Here is a 20,136-nt window from a genome sequence, read left to right as displayed (position 1 = left end):
ATAAGAAAAACACCAATCCTCTTTAAAATGGAGAGAGGGTTGGTGTTTTGTCTACGAATACTTTCCGCCCCCTACCGCTTATAAGGAACTAAAACATTTGGTAATATGTGATGAATTTTATGATATTGTTCACATTGAAGGCGACGTATAATCAGTTTCACTTTGACACCTGAATTTTTATACCACTCTCTCCGCCGGCCTTCACAACAAGGACAATGATTGCTTTCCATATCCCTAACAAAAAACTCCAGGTTCGTATAATTCTTGGATGCCAAACATGCTAGGTTGTCGTATAATTGGTTATAAGAGGCACTCCTTCAGTCTTTTTATGGTTTTGTAGATATTACCATTATACAAGATTTGGGGAGGTGCTTCTTTTTTCATCTTTCAAAAACGTTGGGAGACAAGCGGTAAGAATTATGAAATTCATTTAGGTGGCTAAACGTTTTTGTTGTGCTTCTTTATTTTGAAAATGAACGATTTCTCCCAGTTAGTCGTATTACATATAGATTATTATTGTATGGAGTAGATTTCATGGATGAAAAGGATTTAATTCGAAAGGCGAAAAAAGGAGATACATTAGCGCTTTCGAAACTGCTACAACAGAATTATACGTTCCTCGTAAAGTATTTAATGAAAGTTACTCTTCACCCACAAATCGCAGAAGATTTAACACAAGAGACGATGATGAAGTGTATTGAAAAAATCCGACTGTATAATGGTGAATCCAAGTTTTCCTCATGGCTTATCACAATAGCAACGAACCTTTTCATCGATCAACAACGTAGAAAGCATCGGGAGAAAAACTGGCTAGAGCAGGAACAAGCTCTCCGAAAAATGAAATGGAATGCAGCCAATATGAACGAAGAATGGACAGATGTACTTGATGTACTTGCCCAGATTAATGAAGAAATACGTATGCCAATCGTGTTAAAGCATTATTACGGATATTCATATGAGGAAATTGGAAAAATGATGGGTATTGCAGAAGGAACAGTAAAATCCCGAGTTTCAAATGGCCTAAAAAGTGTACGAAAGGAGTTGGCTGAACTTGAAGAAGTATGATTCTAAAAATAATTATTCTATGTTGGAAGATGAAGATGAATTAACGGTTAAGCAATTAATGGATGGTTTAGAAGAACTGGATCAATGGAATCCAGTATCTACTCCAGACTTACAGTGGTTTCAGCAGAATATTGAATTAGAGAAAAAAAGAATACGAAAAAAACAATGGAAAGATCTACTCACGTTTATTTCTGTTGCAGTATTTGTGCTTACGGTTGTAATTGCTGTCGTTTATCATCAGCCAATTCTTTATCTTTATTTTCAGCTTGTAGGGATTATCCTATTGCCCTTAGCCCTTAACAAAAATAGAAAGAAGGTCAGTAATGAATGAACTCACACAAAATAAGTAGCACACCGCTTTGGTTATTGGTCGTGATTGTATTCATTCTGATTTGCCAGAGCTCATGGATGTTTTGGGATGCGCGGAAAAGGGGACACAATGCTTGGCTATGGGGCTTTCTAGGCCTTATTCAATTTCCAATGTATCTTATTATCTATTTTATTTTTGCAAGAAAAATATTTAAAAGAAAGTTCTCAGGATCAAATTCCTGAGATTTTTTTATTTATTTTTTCATGAATGAACGATTAGACGAACGTAATCGTATTAAGGGTAAATAAACAATTGGAAGAGAAAAGATGAATGAACTGTTAAATGGAATTCCGTTGGGAGCGATTGCGCCAATTCAGATTACCGCATTAATTTCTTGTATTAGAGAGACTGTTTTCTAAAGGATTGTTGCTATCAGATGACCTTTTTAACATGATAACCAAACTTGTAGAAGATGAATTTTATATTAAAATCACGGAGGTTACTTATGAAAAAGCAAAAAAGTATTAAAGGATTATTAATTTATCTTTTGATTGGGACCATTGCAATATTTTCCTTATATCTTCTTACACTATCGACACTTTCGACAAATCCGCCCCAATCAGAGCAATTGAGTGAAATGATGGGGATTTCAGGACCACCTGAAATGTTAGCTTTATTCTCCCAAATTCCAAATTTTATTTTATTTATAATTGCTCTTGTCATTGGATTTTTCACTGCTCATAGAGTGGGTTTAAAATCTGTGATTATTCACCCTTACGCTAGAGAAAAACCAAAGTCAGAATGGATAAAAGGTACTATACTAGCCATAATACTAGGTTCGATTGCAGGAGTCGTTTTGAGAGGATTCGATTATCTTTTACTACCGTTCTTACCAGATGGTATAATAGAACTTTTACAACCTTATAATGCATTAGAATTTATATCAGCTTTATTTTACGGAGGGATTGTGGAGGAACTACTACTCCGCTTTGGTGTCATGAGCTTGTTAGTTTTTATTTTTTGGAAACTCTTTGATCGAAAATCGGCAAAACCTTCTAACTGGGTCTTTATCCTTGCAATATTCGTTAGCACATTATTATTTGCATTAGGTCACTATGGCCCAACAGCACTTGCGACAAAGATGACCGCATTAATTTGGTTCCGAATGATTCTCCTAAATGGTTTACCTGGCTTTTTCTTTGGTTGGATTTATTGGAGGCACAATCTAGAACTTTCTATGTTTGCACATATGATTACGCATATTACCATGAATTTACTAATGTTGATTCTCTCCTTTTTCATGTGAAAATATCAAAAAAGGAAGTAACATTATTTCCAAAAAAGTTATGTCCTTTAAAAGATTGTGACAGAAAATCTTTTTGTTCTTCCAACTGATCAAAAAGCATTACTTTCAACTCCTAATTCATTTATTTTCGTTATCTTATTCTATTATGAAATCCCAACATATATATGCGTATTATTCGTGTCTCCACTAGTATGTCACCGATGATATTTCCATAGTAACGTTTGATATGTTGCAATGGATTTAGCCTTTTACTTTCCAATAAGTGTAAATACGCAACGTCATTATCTAATAAATAATCACCCACTATACACGCGGATGTGAGTTCTCATTTTACTTTTTAAATAACGGTAATATATAGGTGCAGTCAAAGTTATATGGGGGGTTGTCACGTTTTCCTTTTCCTTAAACGACCACCTGCTAAAACAGATGGATACACTTCTTTTATAAACTCCAAGATAGTATCCATGATTAATCGAGTAAGTGACTAACCATTTATTGGTTAGTCGTTATACTCCGTTAATTACTGACGCTCTGCTGTTTGCACTTCAGTACCATCAATAATCTTTACTAATTCCTTACCGTCTTCTGTTGTAAAATCAACATCTATTGATAACCCTCTTAAGAAGAATTTTTTCTCTGTTTTAGCGTGTAATTCGAGTTTCATTGAACCAGGCATCTCGATAAAAAGTCTGTTGTTTTCTAATGAAACATGAATGATTAAATCAGGATGTTCTGTTAGTGCATAATCACCGACAAGACGGTTTAAAATATCTACTGGAATAGCTTGAGCACGTTCTAAAGGAGTTTTTTCCTCGGCAAGTTCATAAGGCTCATCGAAAGCAGCTTGCTCGATTGCATGTAAGACTTGTTGTTCAAAATCGAAATCTTGTTCTTTATTTCTTAGTGCAATAACGACAATATCATGATCGATGAAGCGTCTAAGGCTTGTTGCATAACCTGGCCAACCGCCACTATGCCAAATGATTTGACCTTTTTCCTCATCATCCTCCAAGATCCAACCAAAGCCATATTTAAATGGTGTTTCGGTTTCTGTCACGGCTGGTGTATAAGCTTCTTTTAGTAATTCATCATTGATGAAATTACCTGTGCTTAGAGCACGCTCATAAAGATAGAGATCCCTAACAGTTGATTGAACACCACCGTCACCAAGCATTCCATCTAAATAGGTAACCATTTTTGACTCCTCAAAATCATCTGCCAAAACATACTCGCCTGCATATATATCGTAGACATAACCGTAAGCATAATCACCAATTTCGATATTTTCTTTTCTAACGCCAATAGCTTGAGTGCGAGCCATATTAAGTGGTTTAAAAATGTTCTCTTGCAAAAAACCAGCAAAATCCATGTCTGTTACACGCTCGACAATGAGTGCGAGTAAAATATAGCCAGTATTGCTATATTCAACACGCTCATTTGGCGCAAAGAGACGCTCAGGTTTGTATTTGATTAAATACCTGAGTAAGTCGTCATTGTCAGCGATTTTCGATTTATCCCAGTACATCTCAAATAGATCTAAATAATCTGGGAGTCCACTTGTGTGATTAAGTAAATGTCTAATCGTAATGCCTTCATAAGGAAGATTAGGTATCCATTTCTGCACAGAATCATTAAGACTTAGCTTACCTTCTTGAACAAGTAACAAAATTGCGGTTGCTGTAATTGGCTTTGAAACAGACGCAAGGTTGAAAACAGATTGTGATATTAATGGACGATTTGTTGACAAATCAGCATCACCGAAAGCTCCTTCGTATAAAATCTCGCCTTTTTTAGCGACAAGAACTGTGCCATTAAATAATTCTCCTTTTTTAATATCCATGAATAATTTTTCTAGGTTAGCTTTTGTGCTAGTCATGATTAGTTTCCTCACGATCTTGTTTTGTACATTTTTTTTCTACAATTTTACTTAGCTTTGTAAGAATTCTTTTGAGTTCTTCCATTTCACTCAATTCCATTTGTGAGTAAAAACGATTAATAATTTCACGATTTATTTTTTCTTCCTTTTCAAAATATCGGATTCCTTTATCTGCCAGTTGCACAAGTATTTCGCGTCTGTTTTTTGGATTAATCGTTCTAATTAAATATTTTTCATCTTCGAGTTTATTAACAATCTGTCCAACAGCACTCGATGTTATTTTCATTAGTCGAGCAATTTCTCCAATAGAAATTTTTTCGTAATCTTTAACAATATCCATTAGAATTGTTTGATTATTAGTAAGATCATCATCGAGTAAAGATTGATATTCTTTTATGATGATTTTATTCATTGTATAATGCATCTCATTTATTTCAGTAACGAGTTCAAATAACTTTTCCTCATTTTTCTCCATATACTAACGCTCCTTCACTATAAAGTTAACTTAATTATAAAGCCAACTTTAATATAAGTCAAGATTATCAAATTATATAAATTTACCCGTTTTCGTTATTGAGAATACACAATTGGTGTCATGCCATAAACTTCCTAAAGTTAGTCCCGGTATATTTCACCTTCTACTCTTCATTTTATGCGTAAAAAAAGACGTTCATTTTTGTTTGAACGCCTTACAATGTTTTTATTCTATTGTATTCCCACACCTCAGATCAATTACTACTGAGTAATGTGGGGGGCAGTACCTTATGTACCTTATTTCTGTATTTTCACCTTCTCCTATAAACACGTAATGCTTGTGAAAGTGTTTCGTTTCTCTTTCTAGCAATGCCACACATTCCACATGGGACGAGTAGATAGAATTGATAATAAAAAAAGATGACTGCACTCCTAAGAACACTGCCATCACCTATAAAAATTAAAACTTTTTTAAATATACTCCTGTATCCAATTTCATTAGAAAGTTCTCTAACTACGATTGCATTTCGATATTATTTTAATGAATTTCAAGCAACCAGCAAAACAAGAACAAATGTTCTTGTTTTCGTTTAATTTCTCTCATTTTCATGATATAATAGAATTGCAGTTGAAAGTTTTACGGGTGGATGGTTGTCACAATCCTCTTTTCTTTTACAAGAGAAGGGAGGTGATAATCATGGAAACTTTCTTGGAGTTTTTAAAAGAAGTGTTGAAAGGATTTGTACGTGCGATTAGTACGTATCTATTCCATAAAACGCTTTTAACCAAAGAGAAAACCACCCACTGCCGTCGCAAGCGTAAGGGTGGTTCTCGCAAAAAATAAACTGTGACAACCACTGCCTGTACGGCTATGGCTGCAAAGAGAAGCGTAAACGCGCTTCTCTTTTACTATCTATATCCATTTTAACGTGAAAACATGCAAAAGTCAATGTGATTTATTTGTCAACCCGTGTTAACAACGCCACACACTCCACATTGTCGATATTATTAGAACACAATTTATTAACCTCGTTTTCAGCATGGGAACACAATTCATTAGAAGTTTCTTTTTTATCTGTTGCATTTCTTCTAGGTGATTTAAAATGATTTCCATCCAATGAATTGCTAACTTCTGTTTTATATACGAAGGTTATCATGAAGCAATCTTGTTACACAAGTTTGAAACATACTCAGTATATGGAAGGAGTTTGTACATTAAATAACATGGAAGATACTGTTAGTGGCTTGGATCTTAATATTTATTTTCATGATATTTTAGAAGTTCTTCTAACACTTCGTTTTGATGATTCTCACTGATACTTTTTATGTACGCTCCTTCCCAAGCTTCCTTCAAATAGGTTTCTAAATGAAATTCCCCTTTATTAGGACCAATGGCTACCATTTGTTCCCAATCTCGTTTTCCATTTTCTAGATAATCTTCCTCTATCACATCAATGCCATCGAAATATTCAGTTATAATTTCGTGAAAATCCTGATCTGGAAACTTAGCAAAATTGCTTGCATTATATACAATCTCTTTAATTGCTGGTCTAATTGTCGTTCCATTCTCGATTGTAAGAAGTTCCATTCTAATATTATTTCGTTCCCATTGAAATAAATGATGGTTCCATTGATCAATCAAAGAGACTGTCAATCTATCTATTTTATTATCTTCCAACTGTTCTATAAAAGATAATAACACTTCAGCTTCTTCTTCAATATTTACGCTGAGGTTAATACTTTTCTCAAAATAATCGATTTGTTCTCGCATCGCTATATTTTCTGCTTCTGTTAATTCATCACACAAGCTTTCTGCTAATTCTTTAAAACCCTTATACATCCTTTTTAAACCTAAAGTTACAGTCTCATCTTTACTTGAGATTAATTCTTCTTTCTTTGCGTTTAGCTTATTTAACAGATAATAAACACTAAGCCCTTTTCTATGCAATTGCCTATCCTCTATGATGTCGCCTGTTGGATCACATAAAAAAATATTTTTAGTTGCACTTTTAAATATCTTTCCGGCCACCCGTATGAGCCGATAATCTTTACCGTCTATTTCTATTAGTGGACTCATATCCGTGTATTCCGTCCATTTCTTGTAAGGATGAATCGCTTGTTCATATAGGCTTGTTGTAGGCTCAAAGCTTAAAAAATGTTGTTTCATGTATAAAGCCCCCCCTTTTTTCGCTGTAAGAAAAGCGGCATACAGATACATTGTATACGTCTCCTATAACTTAGTGAATAGGCCTTTAATATCGATTTCCCATTGACAAACTCTAATCATTAACTCCCCTCCTCTCACACCACCTTATCCCTACTTCTAGTTGAAAACAAAATAAAATATTAATTAAACGATTAAAAAGTCAGAGTAATATCTGCTTCTATGTATCTTACATAGAAACCGTATAATCACTGGTTTTCGTCTCCTTAATACATACCTGACAGGGTCTAGCCCTGCCTTTTCTCTAACGCTCAATACCATCGCTTTTGACTACAGCAGAATGCAAAGAGCTATTCTCTCTTAATTGTTCCGTCCTTCCGAATCGTTCTAGACCTATTCGTTTAACTGCTACTCTATTTCTATTTCATTTCAACCCCTGATTTGAATTCAACAGTGAGCTTATCATCAATTATCGTAACATTTTCAATAAGTAGGAATAGGGCTTTGTTAGCCAAAAGTTCGTTAATTGCCTTAATCACTGCTGTGTGGTAGGGGCAGGGCATTCAGTCCCTTTTTTCCTTCAGGTGGCTGACGCATCTCCAAACAATAGACTTGTACCCTCGGTTATTCCAGTGTACCCGTCGGTAAATATCGCCACAACTTTGAAACTACGGACTTTGGGGCATTACCCTACGCTACCTATCCTATCTCCACAACTCTACGAATTTTTCTAATCTGTCAACTCAACCCTACCCACTTTTTTGCAGTCGACTTGTTTCCTCAATAAACAAAAATAAGAATTTCCGAGGTTAAAAGGCGCTGCCAGACAACAGGCAGAAAATCCTCCAATCTCGGAAACCCTTTATTCATAAGTGTTTTCAGTAGTCCTAATTCTCCACCCTTGACATCAAGGCAACACACTCCACATGTGTTGATAGAATTGATGTTTTTTCGATTTTTAACAATACGGTCGTATGCGGAAACATATCGACTATTTCGTACTTTCGTGGGAACAGGTCAAGTCACTACCCTAATTCCCATTTAGTGTCAACTTACCTTTAATTATTTCTGTACTAAACTTAGATGAAATTTCATATTTTATATATGGTGGACTATCCCTAAACATAAGAGCGGAAGGGAATGCCATTGTAGTATTATGCTTCAAATAATTAACATGAAATAACACTACATCATTATTTTCATTTTCAAATGTCTTATAACAAAATAGATACTCAAACTCAGATAAAAACTCATCTTTATAATCGTCATATTCTTGTTCTATACTTCTTTGGTTAAATAACAATGGATCTTTTAAATGACTTGATATGTTTAAAGGATAGGTAGGATAGCCAGAATATTCGTCCATTGATTCAGTTTCTTCAATAGAAAAAATGTAATCAATAAATTTAATATCAATTAATTCTTTTATAATATTTATTCCTGGCATAGATAGGTCTGAATAATTAATTAAATATTTTTTTGGAATTATAAATTTTATATCAATATCCTCATCAAATGTTGTTCCATTATTAGATATTGCTAATTTCAATAAATTAATCTTATCAATTTCTTCAAAATAAATTACATATTCATTATAAGTTCGGATATCCCAGTATAATTTTTCAATCTGTTTGAATCTTGCCTTTTCCGCTTCCGAACCTTCATACGTAGGACCCCCAGTTCCAAAAGGACCAGCTATTTTTAACTGTAATGTAGATTTCTTTAAATTACCTAAATTCCAAAAACCCTCTTCAATAAAAATTTGATTAACTTCTGCAAACTCTTTAATTACCTTTTTAATATCCTTATCTACTGTTACATCAACATAAAAACTCTTTTTTGTTATGTTTTTAAAAAGTTCTGCTTGCTGTAATTCGATTCCTGTAATTTCAACTTTCTTTAAATCTTCTTCAGTATCAATGTCACTACCTTCTACTATTTCATTAAATGGTAAACTGGTTCTTTTCAATTCAGCAATATCTTCAATTATTTTTTCTTTCTGTTCAACAATAAATTTACTTTCTAACAAATTGGTTCTATGTACAGTATAAAATGTTTCCGAAAAATCCTCTGTATTTCTTATGTTTAATTCTGGTTTTTCTTTATTATTAGTCGTTACATTTTCTCCCGAAATAATTGGAATAAAATGCATAGTTAAATGATTTGATAATTCTCTTTGCAATTCATGCTTGTCTTTTATTACCGCATAAAGTCCCTTTTCCTTGTATTTACTCTTAAAATCTAATACCTTCTGATATTGTTCCATATCAATCTCAGAAGGATTAATTGGTAAGTCTAAAAAATACATGAATACTTGTTTTCCTGAATTTAACATTATTTCTATCTCTTCCTTTGTTCCAGAACCGTATTCCTCAGTTGGTGTCCCAAAACGCGTCCAAAAGATTGCAATTGCTGCATCACAGTCATTAACAAATTGTTGGTTTAGTAATTCTTGTGATTTATCACCTGACTGCGGATAGCTATTCTTTGACCAATGCTTTGTTACAAGAGTAATATTATTCAATTCACCAAACATCCTATTAAAATTATCGATACTGTGATTTACTACTTCTAAATAATCAGATACATCACCTGGACAAGAAATTAATAGATCATATGCTGTAATCCCGGGTCTTGGCATAATAATTCTTCCCTCCATAATAATTATGTTAATTATCTATTTTTTATAATTTAATATTACCGCCTTATCAGTATTACTCAATAAATCATCAGGATATTTTTCTGAATCCCGAATCCAATTGGCCTTTTCAATCGCCCATCTATACTCCTCTGAATCTTCTTCCATTTCAGCAGTAACATACTCCTGAACTAATTTAGAATAGAAGTAATTCAAGGAATTGTTTATGAGTTGCTGTGTTTTTGTGTATTCATTGTTCCGCTTTTCCTGTAAGATTAATCTTTCTTCTTCCTCTTTCAAACGTTGTTTTTCTTGTATTATATACTCCTTTTCTCGCTCATCAATTATTTCTGGTAATGAAAAAATATAGACAAATACTTTTCTTAAAAGATCCTCAGTAGACATTCTTTTGGTTTGGTTTATATTTTTTTCACTTCTTCCCCAGTTACGCCAATACAGCTTATAACCAACTTCCACATTTATTGTTCCTTTAGTTTCATATTCAAACGTATGATATGTAGAATATCTTTCATCTTCTGGTGATAAGTTAATTTTTCTACATGGCAATTTAAAGTTCAAAGTAATAGTATATTTATCTTTCAATATTATTTCCGTTTCATCATATTTGGGAACAATCTTAGCGCCCGCTTTCTCAAGGGCTTTGAATAAACTATCTATAAAAGGTAAAACTTCCGGGAATATTTCTCCAGATGCCGATTTAATTCTCAATTTATCCTCTCGATAGGTTTGAGTTTTTTTACGATACCCAACTATCGCCTTATGTGGTTTTGAAGATAGTGTTTTATTTATTTTTAAATTATTATAAATATCTATTAACCTATCTTCATCTTGTTTAAAGTGAGAAAAATAACTTTTTTCCTGTTCTGATAATTTATCATGATTTGTTTTTAACAGGGGGGATTCTTCTCTTTCCTTTTGTTTTGTGGACTTAACAATCTTTTTTGGAGTTAATTTAACTTGTTCCTTTTTCGTTTTTTCAATTGTAATCACTAGATTATCTTCTGCATTTGGCAATTCAGGTTGAAACGGTTTTTCATTTCCCATATACAGTTTACTCCAATAGGACTGAGTAGGTAATGGTATGTCATGATCAACACATTCTTTCTTCAATTTATGATAAGGTATATCTAGTTTCCTAGCTGCCTTTGTCATTCCAACAGACCAAATTTCATCATATAAATCCTTCCTAGAAATTGATAACAAAAATATCACCCCATCTAATATCGTTTACATATATTCTATACTATTAAAATTCTCGGTCAATTTAATACTAATAAAAGCCCATGCCTTTTCCGACATGAGCTCGTTAAGTATTCATATTATATTTCTTTTGCAATCTCAATCCCTGACTTAAACTCAATTTTTAATTGTCTTTCATGAATCGGTATTTTCTCAATCAATCGTCTTACAAGTAGATCATCATACGTTTCAAGTTGCTTCAATTGTTCCTTTCATTTCTTTTGAAGCGGTCTCAGTTTCTTATTCATCCACCCTAGACATCAACGCTATCGCCTCCACATGTGTCGTGGTCATTATTGGGATACAATTCACTGACCTCGTTTATAGTATTAGAACACAATTCATTAGCAGTTTCGTTTTTTTTATCTTTTGCATTTCTTCTTGGTGGTTTAAAATGATTTCCATCCAATGAATTACTAACACCTGTTTTATATATGAAAGTTATCTTGAATGGAGTATCATTACCAGCTTTATCTATACCACCAATGATGCCTTTCTCTATTATACTTTCAAAAACATGTCGATCAAAAGTATTTAATCCTTTTTCCTGTTCTAATATTTTTCTGAATCCCAATAAACGTCCTTTAATATCATTTTCTTCTTCCTGACTTGCCTTTAAATAAGATTTCTTTTTCTTTCTTTGCTCTAGTTTTTTAATAATATCATTATATTTTTCTTCATATGTCTTACTATCTAAAGTCTCCTCTAACCTCATATCAATCAGGTTATTTCTTTTGGTTTCTAAAGCTTCAATTTCTCTTTCAATTTTAGAAACTTCCTTATATATTATATTTGAACTTAGATTTTCTTCCATCCTCTGCAAGAATTCCTCTAGGACATCTTGATTATCATTACACATCATGCGGTAACTTTCCAAAAATGCTTGTTCAATGGTTTCTTCTGGTATCCCTATGCTTTCTGGACAATATTTTTTTCCCTTTTTTGTACTCGTCACACAATGCCATATGGTCTTGTTATATTTAGTTCCACCGTGCCAACTTCTCCTTGATAATGAACTCCCGCAATAAACACATTTTAATAAACTACTAAAAGCATACTTACGACTATATTTTTCTCTTTTTCCATTGTTATTTTCTACAGTATTTTTACTCCAAGTTCTGCGTAACCTAATTTCTTCTGCTTTATCGAACATTTCATTACTCACAATAGGTTCATGGTGATCTTTTATATAATACTGATCTTCTTCCCCATAATTATCTAACCGACGTTTAGAAATAGGATCTACGGTATATGTTTTTCCCATTAAAAGATCACCTTTATATTTCTCATTCTTAATAATGCGTATTACAGTTGATTCTTGCCATGTTGAAAGGCCTTTTTTGGTTTTATGCCCCATAGATTCCAATTCTTTTGCAATCATTCTGCCGCCTGCTCCCTGCACATACCTCTCAAATATATAACGCACGATTTCTGCTTCTTTCTCGTTTACGGAGAGAGTTTGATCTTCTGGATGATAATCATAGCCAAGACAACCTTGAAAGCCTATCATTTCTCCTCTTTTCATTTTCATCTTTAAACCTTTTTTTACATTAGCAGATATATTCTCTACTTCCTGCTGTGCAACGGAACTCAATACAACAAGCAACAATTCACCATCCATTGTAAGTGTATTAATTTTTTCGTCTTCAAATAAAACGGCAATGTCTCTTTCTTTCAACATACGAACATACTTAAGCGTATCTAAAGTATTTCTCGCAAAACGAGATATCGACTTTGTAATAACCATATCAATATCTCCGTTTATACAATCATTTATCATTCTTAAAAAGTTTTCACGCTTAAGTGTTTGTGTGCCTGTAACGGCTTCGTCAGCATAGATATCAGCTAATACCCATTCCTGATTGTTCTTTATTAAATCTGTATAATAGGATACTTGTGACTTATAACTATTTAATTGATCTTCCGTATCTGTACTAACCCGACAATATGCGGCAACTCGACGCCGTTCAATAACCTTACCTCGTCTCTGATTGAATCGAGAATTTTTTGCTTTTATAATTTCAACCTTTGACATTACAGTTACCTCCTTATATTTTATTACCTGTATTCTACGGCGATATCAAACATAAGTCAGCCTGTAATGTCTGAGATGATATTATAATCTTTCATTAGTTTATTTTTTACCGTTCTATATTCTTCTACTGAAATTAATTTATGGGTAAGCAGTTGTTTTAACATGGCAATTTGCATACTATATAAAATCAAATCCTGTTTCAAAAAACACGCCCCCTTATCTTAAACTAAAAATCAGACGGCTGTTGGTGCAGCTCCACGGGAATTTCACCCCTGCAAGTATTTCTTCCAGCCCTACTCATAGCTTGCGACGCTTTGAACGCTCGAACCATGACGGTAGGGGAGTATCATTATCCTAACTAATGAGTTATCGCCAGCAATCCACCACGATTGCATTAGACTCATAGATTATCGCTCGTTTCTAACGAAAGGCATGGCGTATGAATCAAGTGGCTCATCATCAGTAGAACGTATCTGATTTTTTGTGTATACTGCACAGCGTTATCTTCTGTGCTTTCTTTGTCAAAGATCAAATTATGATTAATGAAAGGGAAAACCTAACCATTATTTCGTCAAATCTTGAAAGCTAAAATAGCTTGCATAAGCTTTGAACGTAAACGATCACATGTATCTTCATCAATGCCCCAATAAGTGCTTCCTTGTTCATCACGAAGCTTACGCATGGATAAACTTGTTATATAGCTTCCATAATGTAGAACAACTACTTTCATTGCTTCTGGTTCACCCTTATTTGCAGCTAAAATAATTGGATACGGCAATAAACCACGCTCGTTATCATCAGTATTAGAATTAATCATCCCATTCATCTGCATGTTCCTCCAAAAACCGTTTTAACCGTTCAAAGGAGCTTGTCCGTCTATACTGAACGGTACTGCGAGGAATATCGAGTAGTTGACCAATTTCCACATCAGACAGTTGGAAAAAATAGTATAGTAGAACAGTGATACGCTTTTCTTTTGGCAAGGTACGCATCGCTTCAGCAAGTAACTTCGGAGTAATTTTCTTTCCAGCCACCTGAAAACTTTGTCCATCTTCTCCTTCATATTGCTTATCCAAGGTAAAGAGTTGATTTTCTTCTTGTGGAGTGAGTTCAGAAAATGTCATCTCCTTTGCTTGTCGCTGTTGTCTTTCGTTGAAAATATTAATTGTTTCATTCTTTAATACACGTTTACAAAAAGCATTAAAGGCACAGCGAACTTGCCATTCGGTACGATCTGGTTCTATCATGCATTTCCTCTCCCTTCGCAACTGCAAAGGTAGGTGATGATTTCCCCTTTCATAACCTTCAACAAGATTTTTTATGAAATGCCAAAAATATTAGTGATTTCCTTAAAATAATATTAAATGCAAAAAAAAGCCCAACTGAATACACAGTCAGGCATTTAAGTTAATTTTTAATTATATTTTATTTATTAACATATTACCGCCATAATCATCACAACAATTTAGTATAAGATAACTAATTGGTGATAAGGAACTATTAAAAAAATAAGCAGGTTCTTTTTCAGTGACAGCAGGATAGAACGAAAAAAATTCTAGAAGTTCAGTTATTTCCTGTACTTTATCGGAGTCGATCGTTTCGTTACTTTCAAGTTGTTGTGACTCATAAGTTAATTTATTTGGAGTTATAGTTACTAAGTTTCCTGCATTAATTTGATTAAGCAAAATTCGATAAGTAGAATGGATACATCGATTATTTTTATCTTCTATTTTTTTGATAAACTGAATATACACTTGCATGGTATCACTATTCTCTGGCAAAAACTGACCAGACCCTAATAAAACTAATACTGACTAGCAGAAATATCCGCTCTAACGATATAGGTAATAAAACCTCCGTTAAGTATTCTTTAACCTTTTCCACTTGCTGTTCAATCAAATGTTTTTCTTTATGCCATATGTAGTGACCTTTCAAAGTTTTTTCGATAAACTTTCCATGACATTGGTGTCGAAAATCCCAGCTTAAATGATTTATTTCATGAACTGAATGCTGATCAATTGCTCTAAAGTTATGATTAACCCCAATTAATGCTGTTAATTAATAGATTTCACAAAGTAATCACTACTTTTTTCCGTGTAACAACAGTTCTTCCTTTCGTTTTGTAATAAAAAAGCCACTTATAATGGATCAATCAGGTTATCCCCTAACTAATCCATTATAATGGACTTTAGATATGGTAAAGTACCCGAGTAGGAATAACAACATTTGAGTTAAATGATTTCACCTATATAGAAAATACTTTCAGATTAGGTTAAGAGTCTAATTTTTTTAACAACACTTTTTATTATTATTTCCTCGATTTTTTAAAAGCGTAAATTTACAATCAATATTTCAAAAAATTCCCTAACCCTTATCATTAGGCATAGGTCAAATCGTAATCTCAATGCCCACCAACTCATCTTCTATCTTTATATATTTCATTTTTTGCTTTTTACTAAAACTTATATTTTTTATTAAAAGATTACGTTCTAAAAGATCTTTATATTGTTCAATTGCTAACCTTAATGACTCATTTAAATGGAATGTAAGGTTAACTCGTTGTTCTACGGGTAATTTTAATTCCTTCCGATATTGTTGCACGGCTCTAATGAGTTCTCGAACAATCCCTTCTTTACGAAGATTGTCATCTATTTTAGTATTTAAAAGAATAGTATAGACTTCATTAGAAGCCATTTCTATCCCTTTCTTGGTAATTTGATTAATCAGCAAATCTTCCTTCCCAACGCCAATATATTCACCTGTTTTAGTTTCTATTTCAAATAATCCTTTTTCAACAACATTTTTTGCTTCTAACTCTGATAACTGATTTAACGCCTTTTGAACAGTTCTAATTTTTTTACCAAGTTTTGGTCCCGCAGTCGGAAAGTTTAATTTTATTTCATATTGAATAGATTCTCCAGCATTCTCCTGAAAACAAACTTGCTTAACATTGATTTCATCTTCAATAATATTGCTATACTTAGCTAAATAATTTGTATCCTGACTATTTCCAACAATGACTAATTCAGATAAAGGTTGCTTTGTTTTGATGTTTGAAGCATTTCTGGCACGACGAGCAAGCTCAATAACCTGAAGAACACCTTCCATTTCATTCTCAAGTCCTTTATTTCTTCTCATTTCGTTAACCTCGGGAAAATCTGATAGATGAACACTTTTACCGGTTAAATTAATATGAATATCCTCGGTGAGAAACGGTATAAATGGTGCTAGCAGTTTACTTGTCGTTATTAATACCTTATATAAGGTATGATAAGCTGCCAATTTATCCTGATTCATTCCCTCAGCCCAAAAACGATCACGTGACCTTCGAATATACCAATTACTTAACTGTTCAACGAAAACGGAAATTTCCCTTGCAGCTGCGGTGAAATCATAGTTGTCAAGGTATCCCCTGACTTGTTTAATAACTGTATGAAGTCGTGACTCTACCCATTCATCCAATAATGATTTTTCTCCTGAATCATGTTCATCGGGATTAAATTGATCAATTCCAGCATATAGCGCGTAGAAAGAATGTACATTAACAAGGGTGTCCACCAATTTTGATTTTGCTTGACTAACGATATTAGATGAGAAACGCTTATTGTTCCACGGCGCACTATCAACAATCAATGACCATCGAAGTGCATCAGCTCCATACTTTTCCACAAGATCCATTGGATTGATAACATTCCCTCTACTTTTGGACATTTTACGACCCTCTTCATCAAGAATATGACCAAGAGCAAGTACGCGTTTGTAGGAAGGTTTCCCAGTAAATAACGATGAAACAGCCAAGAGACTATAGAACCAGCCTCTTGTTTGATCGACTCCTTCTACAACAACATCAGCGGGAAACTGTTTTTCGAATATTTCTTTACCTTCAAACGGATAATGATATTGTGCAAACGGCATGGAACCACTATCGAACCAGACGTCGATCACTTCTTTTGTCCGTTTCATTTCCCCATGACATTTTGGACAAGTTAAGCTGATTTTATCAACATACGGCTTATGAAGCTCTAAATCTCCAGGAACTGGATGACTGGCATGATTCCTAAGATCCTGTATGCTCTTAGGTACGTATTCGTGATCACAGGTTTTACAAATCCAAACATTCAATGGAGTACCCCAATAGCGATTACGACCTAAGTTCCAGTCAACCATGTTTTCAAGGAATTTTCCAAAACGGCCGTGTTTCATATGATCCGGATACCAAGTAATTGATTCATTGTTACTTATAATAGTTTCTTTGATTGCAGTTGTTTTTACAAACCAACCTTCCATTGCGTAATAAATAAGTGGAGAGTCACAGCGCCAGCAGTGTGGATAGCTGTGCTCATATTTTTCCTTCGAAAATAGCACACCTTCATCTGATAACATTTTAATTATGTCAACATCACTGTTCTTCGCAAATTTACCAGCCAATGGTGGAAAATCTCCTGTATAGCACCCTGACTGATCAACAACATTAGCAAAGTCAAGCCTATTCTCTCTCACAGCAGCGTAATCATCCTCACCATGCGCAGGTGCAATATGAACGACCCCGGTTCCACTTTCGTCTGTAACAAAATTAGCTGCAATAACCACATATCCCTTATCTAGGTTCAAATAGTTAAAAGGAGGCTGATAAGATAAACCGACAAACTCACTTCCCTTATGATTACTTATGAGTTCATATCCTTCCCCCATCACATAATCCGCAAGATTTTTTGCAACAATATACACTTCGTTCCCTTGCTTAACTTTCACATAATCCAAATCTTTATTAACAGCAAGCGCAACATTCGCAGGTAGTGTCCAAGGTGTTGTAGTCCAACCTAAAAAGTATAAATTCTTTGCGCCCTTTACTTTAAACTTAGCCGTAACAGACAAATCTTTGACATCTTTGTATCCTTGAGCCACCTCGTGGGAACTTAAGGAAGTTTGGCAACTTGGGCAATAAGGCATAACACGATGCCCACGATACAGCAATCCTTTTTCATGAATATCAGCCAAGATATACCAGACAGTTTCTATATAATCATTATGAAGTGTTATATATGGGTTATCCATGTCGACCCAATACCCAATTGCCTCAGTAAAATTGCGCCATTGGCGTTCATAATCAAAAACGCTTTTCTTGCATTCTTCAATAAATTTTTCCACACCATAATCTTCAATCTCTTTTTTGCCAGATATACCAATTTTCTTTTCCACACCAAGCTCAACTGGAAGACCATGTGTATCCCATCCTGCCTTTCGAATAACCTGGTATCCCTGCATTGTTTTGTAACGTGCAATAAAATCTTTAATTACACGCCCCAAAACGTGTCCAGCATGCGGTAATCCATTTGCTGTGGGCGGACCTTCATAAAAAACAAACGTTTCATTGCCCTCACGGTTGGAAACCGACATCTCAAAAGTTTTTTCCTTTTCCCATATATCCTTAATGCGATTTTCCCGTTGTAAAGGGCTTTCATTTGTGTTTACTTCATTCATGAGCTCACTCCTTTTTTTCTTTATGATATACAAAAACTCGCCCCTGTAAAATAGGGACGAGTTTCAACCCGTGTTACCACCCAAATTCTGGAGATCACTGTTACAGACGATTATCCAGCACTCATTCAACGTATCATCATACGTGATCATTTTAACGGTAGAAACCCGTTCAAGCCTACTCAATTTTCAGCTTGACTTCTCGGAGAGGATATTCAATACATTCTACTCATTGACTCTCACCCAATTGTCAACTCTCTGTGAAGTAGAACAATATCTACTCAATCTCGTCATGGAATTAATGTATTCAATTTTAACTGATTATATCTAATCTTTGATATTTTTGTCAAATATTTTAAACTAATAGTGCTATCTTAAATATTAAACACCTTTCTTTTAATGATATCCCCAATAAGCCTTGCATTTCTTTTAACATGAGATGAAAATAACATTTCCATATGGTCCCCATATCCCTGATATTCACAAGATTCATTTGTTGTTAATTTAAACCAGTTTACTTTTTTATTGCTATTTTCCTCAGATCTAACCATATGAATGTTCGCTTGTACCTGCCCATTATTTATCAATTTATTTAAATATAAGTGATAGTTCTTAACGGTCTTTACAAGTTCCAACCTTCCAATTTGCGAAAAGTATGCTTTATTGTGTCGCAGGAATACATCTACAGATTCTTCAGCTAACTTTTTCACATCGTTCTCTGATATATATTGGACATTCTCCCTAGGCTTTCCATCTAACATAATTAGATCAGATACTTCATAACCTTGTTTTTCCATTTCTTTGGCTAGCTCAAACACAAGTGGGCAACCAGCAGAATATCCCATTAAAAGATAAGGTCCTTCATTTTGTATATTTACAATTTGATTGATATATTGCTGTAACCTATCTTCCTTATGCACATAGTCTAAACCATATAGTGTATAGCCATCTATTAGTTGAGCTAACTCAAAAAATATTGTACTGTAGCCTGATACAGGTGGTAAACAAAACACATTACTGTTAGTAGAGTAACTCTTTTCTGTTAATAAAGTTGTGATTTGCGAGATACCTTGTTGAACATCTGTACTCAACAAATATTTATTTAATTCTCTTACCGTTTGATATTTGAAAATAGCAGGTACTCCAATTTCTATTTCCAAAGCTTTATTTAACTTACTTGATATTAGTATCGCCTTTAAAGAATGTCCCCCCAAGTTAAAGAAGTTATCGGTAACCCCTATCCGTTCAACTTCTAATACTTCTTGCCATATCTCTACTAATTTCTTTTCCAATTCTGTCGTCGGTGCCACATATTCCTTGAATTGGTCAGCCCCAGTAGGTTTTGATAGTGCTCGACGATCTATTTTACCGTTTGAAGTCAAAGGAATTATATCCAATTCTTCAATAAATAATGGGACCATATAAGCGGGCAGCTTTTGACTTAAATAATCCCTAAGTTCTGTACTTGCATCTGAGTTCCTGAAAACCACATACGCGCATAAATATGTTTCATTTTCGCTATCTTTCCAA

The 20,136-nt window shown here is 34.0% G+C and carries 18 protein-coding genes and 1 other annotated feature; of the genes, 4 read left to right on the top strand and 14 right to left on the bottom strand.

All coding sequences use genetic code 11. The annotated features are described in order from the left end of the window. Window positions 1-71 precede the first annotated feature (71 nt). Window positions 72-230, bottom strand: coding sequence for a DUF6431 domain-containing protein (locus tag GN217_RS19495; protein WP_370459812.1), 159 nt, complete (start codon window positions 228-230; stop codon window positions 72-74). Window positions 231-534: 304 nt separating this feature from the next. Between GN217_RS19495 and sigY the strand changes: the two genes are divergently transcribed. From sigY to GN217_RS16105, 3 genes are all read left to right on the top strand, one after another. Next, complete coding sequence (gene sigY / locus GN217_RS16115) at window positions 535-1,065, top strand: RNA polymerase sigma factor SigY (RefSeq protein WP_156857678.1); 531 nt, start codon at window positions 535-537, stop codon at window positions 1,063-1,065. Beyond that, a complete protein-coding gene (locus tag GN217_RS16110) occupies window positions 1,052-1,396 on the top strand; it encodes a YxlC family protein (protein WP_156857677.1) in 345 nt (114 codons plus the stop codon). The genes sigY and GN217_RS16110 overlap by 14 nt, the downstream gene beginning before the upstream one ends. A gap of 484 nt (window positions 1,397-1,880) precedes the next feature. Continuing rightward, on the top strand, window positions 1,881-2,681 hold the full coding sequence (locus GN217_RS16105) for a CPBP family intramembrane glutamic endopeptidase (RefSeq protein WP_198042695.1): 801 nt from the start codon (window positions 1,881-1,883) through the stop codon (window positions 2,679-2,681). 520 nt (window positions 2,682-3,201) lie between these two features. Here GN217_RS16105 and GN217_RS16100 read toward each other — a convergent pair. Together GN217_RS16100 and GN217_RS16095 are read right to left on the bottom strand one after the other, a co-directional pair. After that, window positions 3,202-4,557, bottom strand: a complete 1,356-nt coding sequence (locus GN217_RS16100) for a serine hydrolase domain-containing protein (RefSeq protein ID WP_156857675.1) — start codon at window positions 4,555-4,557, stop codon at window positions 3,202-3,204. Continuing rightward, entirely contained in the window at window positions 4,550-5,032 is a 483-nt protein-coding gene (locus tag GN217_RS16095; RefSeq protein WP_156857674.1) for a MarR family winged helix-turn-helix transcriptional regulator, read from the bottom strand. The genes GN217_RS16100 and GN217_RS16095 overlap by 8 nt, the downstream gene beginning before the upstream one ends. Before the next feature lie 696 nt (window positions 5,033-5,728). On the opposite strand from GN217_RS16095, the gene GN217_RS18770 reads away from it, so the two are divergent. Further along, window positions 5,729-5,875, top strand: coding sequence for a hypothetical protein (locus GN217_RS18770; RefSeq protein ID WP_198042694.1), 147 nt, complete (start codon window positions 5,729-5,731; stop codon window positions 5,873-5,875). A 408-nt stretch (window positions 5,876-6,283) separates the two neighbouring features. On the opposite strand, the gene GN217_RS16085 is transcribed toward GN217_RS18770, so the two are convergent. The 11 genes from GN217_RS16085 to GN217_RS16035 all read right to left on the bottom strand — a co-directional run. Then, entirely contained in the window at window positions 6,284-7,198 is a 915-nt protein-coding gene (locus GN217_RS16085) for a hypothetical protein (RefSeq protein WP_156857673.1), read from the bottom strand. 1,027 nt (window positions 7,199-8,225) lie between these two features. After that, window positions 8,226-9,854 (bottom strand): hypothetical protein, encoded by a 1,629-nt coding sequence (locus tag GN217_RS16075; RefSeq protein ID WP_198042693.1) that lies wholly within the window; start codon window positions 9,852-9,854, stop codon window positions 8,226-8,228. A gap of 18 nt (window positions 9,855-9,872) precedes the next feature. After that, window positions 9,873-11,057, bottom strand: coding sequence for a hypothetical protein (locus GN217_RS16070; RefSeq protein ID WP_232334471.1), 1,185 nt, complete (start codon window positions 11,055-11,057; stop codon window positions 9,873-9,875). Between the two features lie 116 nt (window positions 11,058-11,173). Then, window positions 11,174-11,296 carry an integrase gene (locus GN217_RS18765; RefSeq protein ID WP_198042692.1) on the bottom strand — a complete coding sequence of 41 codons (123 nt, stop codon included), beginning with the start codon at window positions 11,294-11,296 and terminating at the stop codon, window positions 11,174-11,176. A 50-nt stretch (window positions 11,297-11,346) separates the two neighbouring features. Beyond that, window positions 11,347-13,128: a recombinase family protein gene (locus tag GN217_RS16065; RefSeq protein WP_156857672.1), complete on the bottom strand. Its 1,782-nt coding sequence runs from the start codon at window positions 13,126-13,128 to the stop codon at window positions 11,347-11,349. Between the two features lie 56 nt (window positions 13,129-13,184). Then, on the bottom strand, window positions 13,185-13,331 hold the full coding sequence (locus GN217_RS16060; protein ID WP_156857671.1) for an SHOCT domain-containing protein: 147 nt from the start codon (window positions 13,329-13,331) through the stop codon (window positions 13,185-13,187). A gap of 368 nt (window positions 13,332-13,699) precedes the next feature. Then, a complete protein-coding gene (locus GN217_RS16055) occupies window positions 13,700-13,954 on the bottom strand; it encodes a helix-turn-helix domain-containing protein (RefSeq protein WP_156857670.1) in 255 nt (84 codons plus the stop codon). Continuing rightward, complete coding sequence (locus GN217_RS16050; protein ID WP_156857669.1) at window positions 13,938-14,375, bottom strand: RNA polymerase sigma factor; 438 nt, start codon at window positions 14,373-14,375, stop codon at window positions 13,938-13,940. Before GN217_RS16050 ends, GN217_RS16055 begins: the two co-directional genes overlap by 17 nt. 171 nt (window positions 14,376-14,546) lie before the next feature. After that, complete coding sequence (locus GN217_RS16045; RefSeq protein WP_156857668.1) at window positions 14,547-14,909, bottom strand: hypothetical protein; 363 nt, start codon at window positions 14,907-14,909, stop codon at window positions 14,547-14,549. 607 nt (window positions 14,910-15,516) lie between these two features. Further along, window positions 15,517-18,609 carry an isoleucine--tRNA ligase gene (gene ileS, locus GN217_RS16040; RefSeq protein ID WP_156857667.1) on the bottom strand — a complete coding sequence of 1,031 codons (3,093 nt, stop codon included), beginning with the start codon at window positions 18,607-18,609 and terminating at the stop codon, window positions 15,517-15,519. A gap of 49 nt (window positions 18,610-18,658) precedes the next feature. Then, window positions 18,659-18,909 (bottom strand) — a binding site (T-box leader). Between the two features lie 71 nt (window positions 18,910-18,980). After that, on the bottom strand, window positions 18,981-20,136 hold a 1,156-nt coding region (locus GN217_RS16035), incomplete at its 5' end, for a thioesterase domain-containing protein (protein WP_232334470.1).

Origin of the sequence: Oceanobacillus sp. AG, assembly GCF_009746545.1 — a bacterium.
In the GTDB taxonomy this organism is placed as follows: Bacteria; Bacillota; Bacilli; order Bacillales; family Amphibacillaceae; genus Oceanobacillus; species Oceanobacillus indicireducens.
The sequence above is the reverse complement of the archived record's forward strand: the minus strand, read 5'-3'. Positions and strand labels throughout refer to the sequence as shown.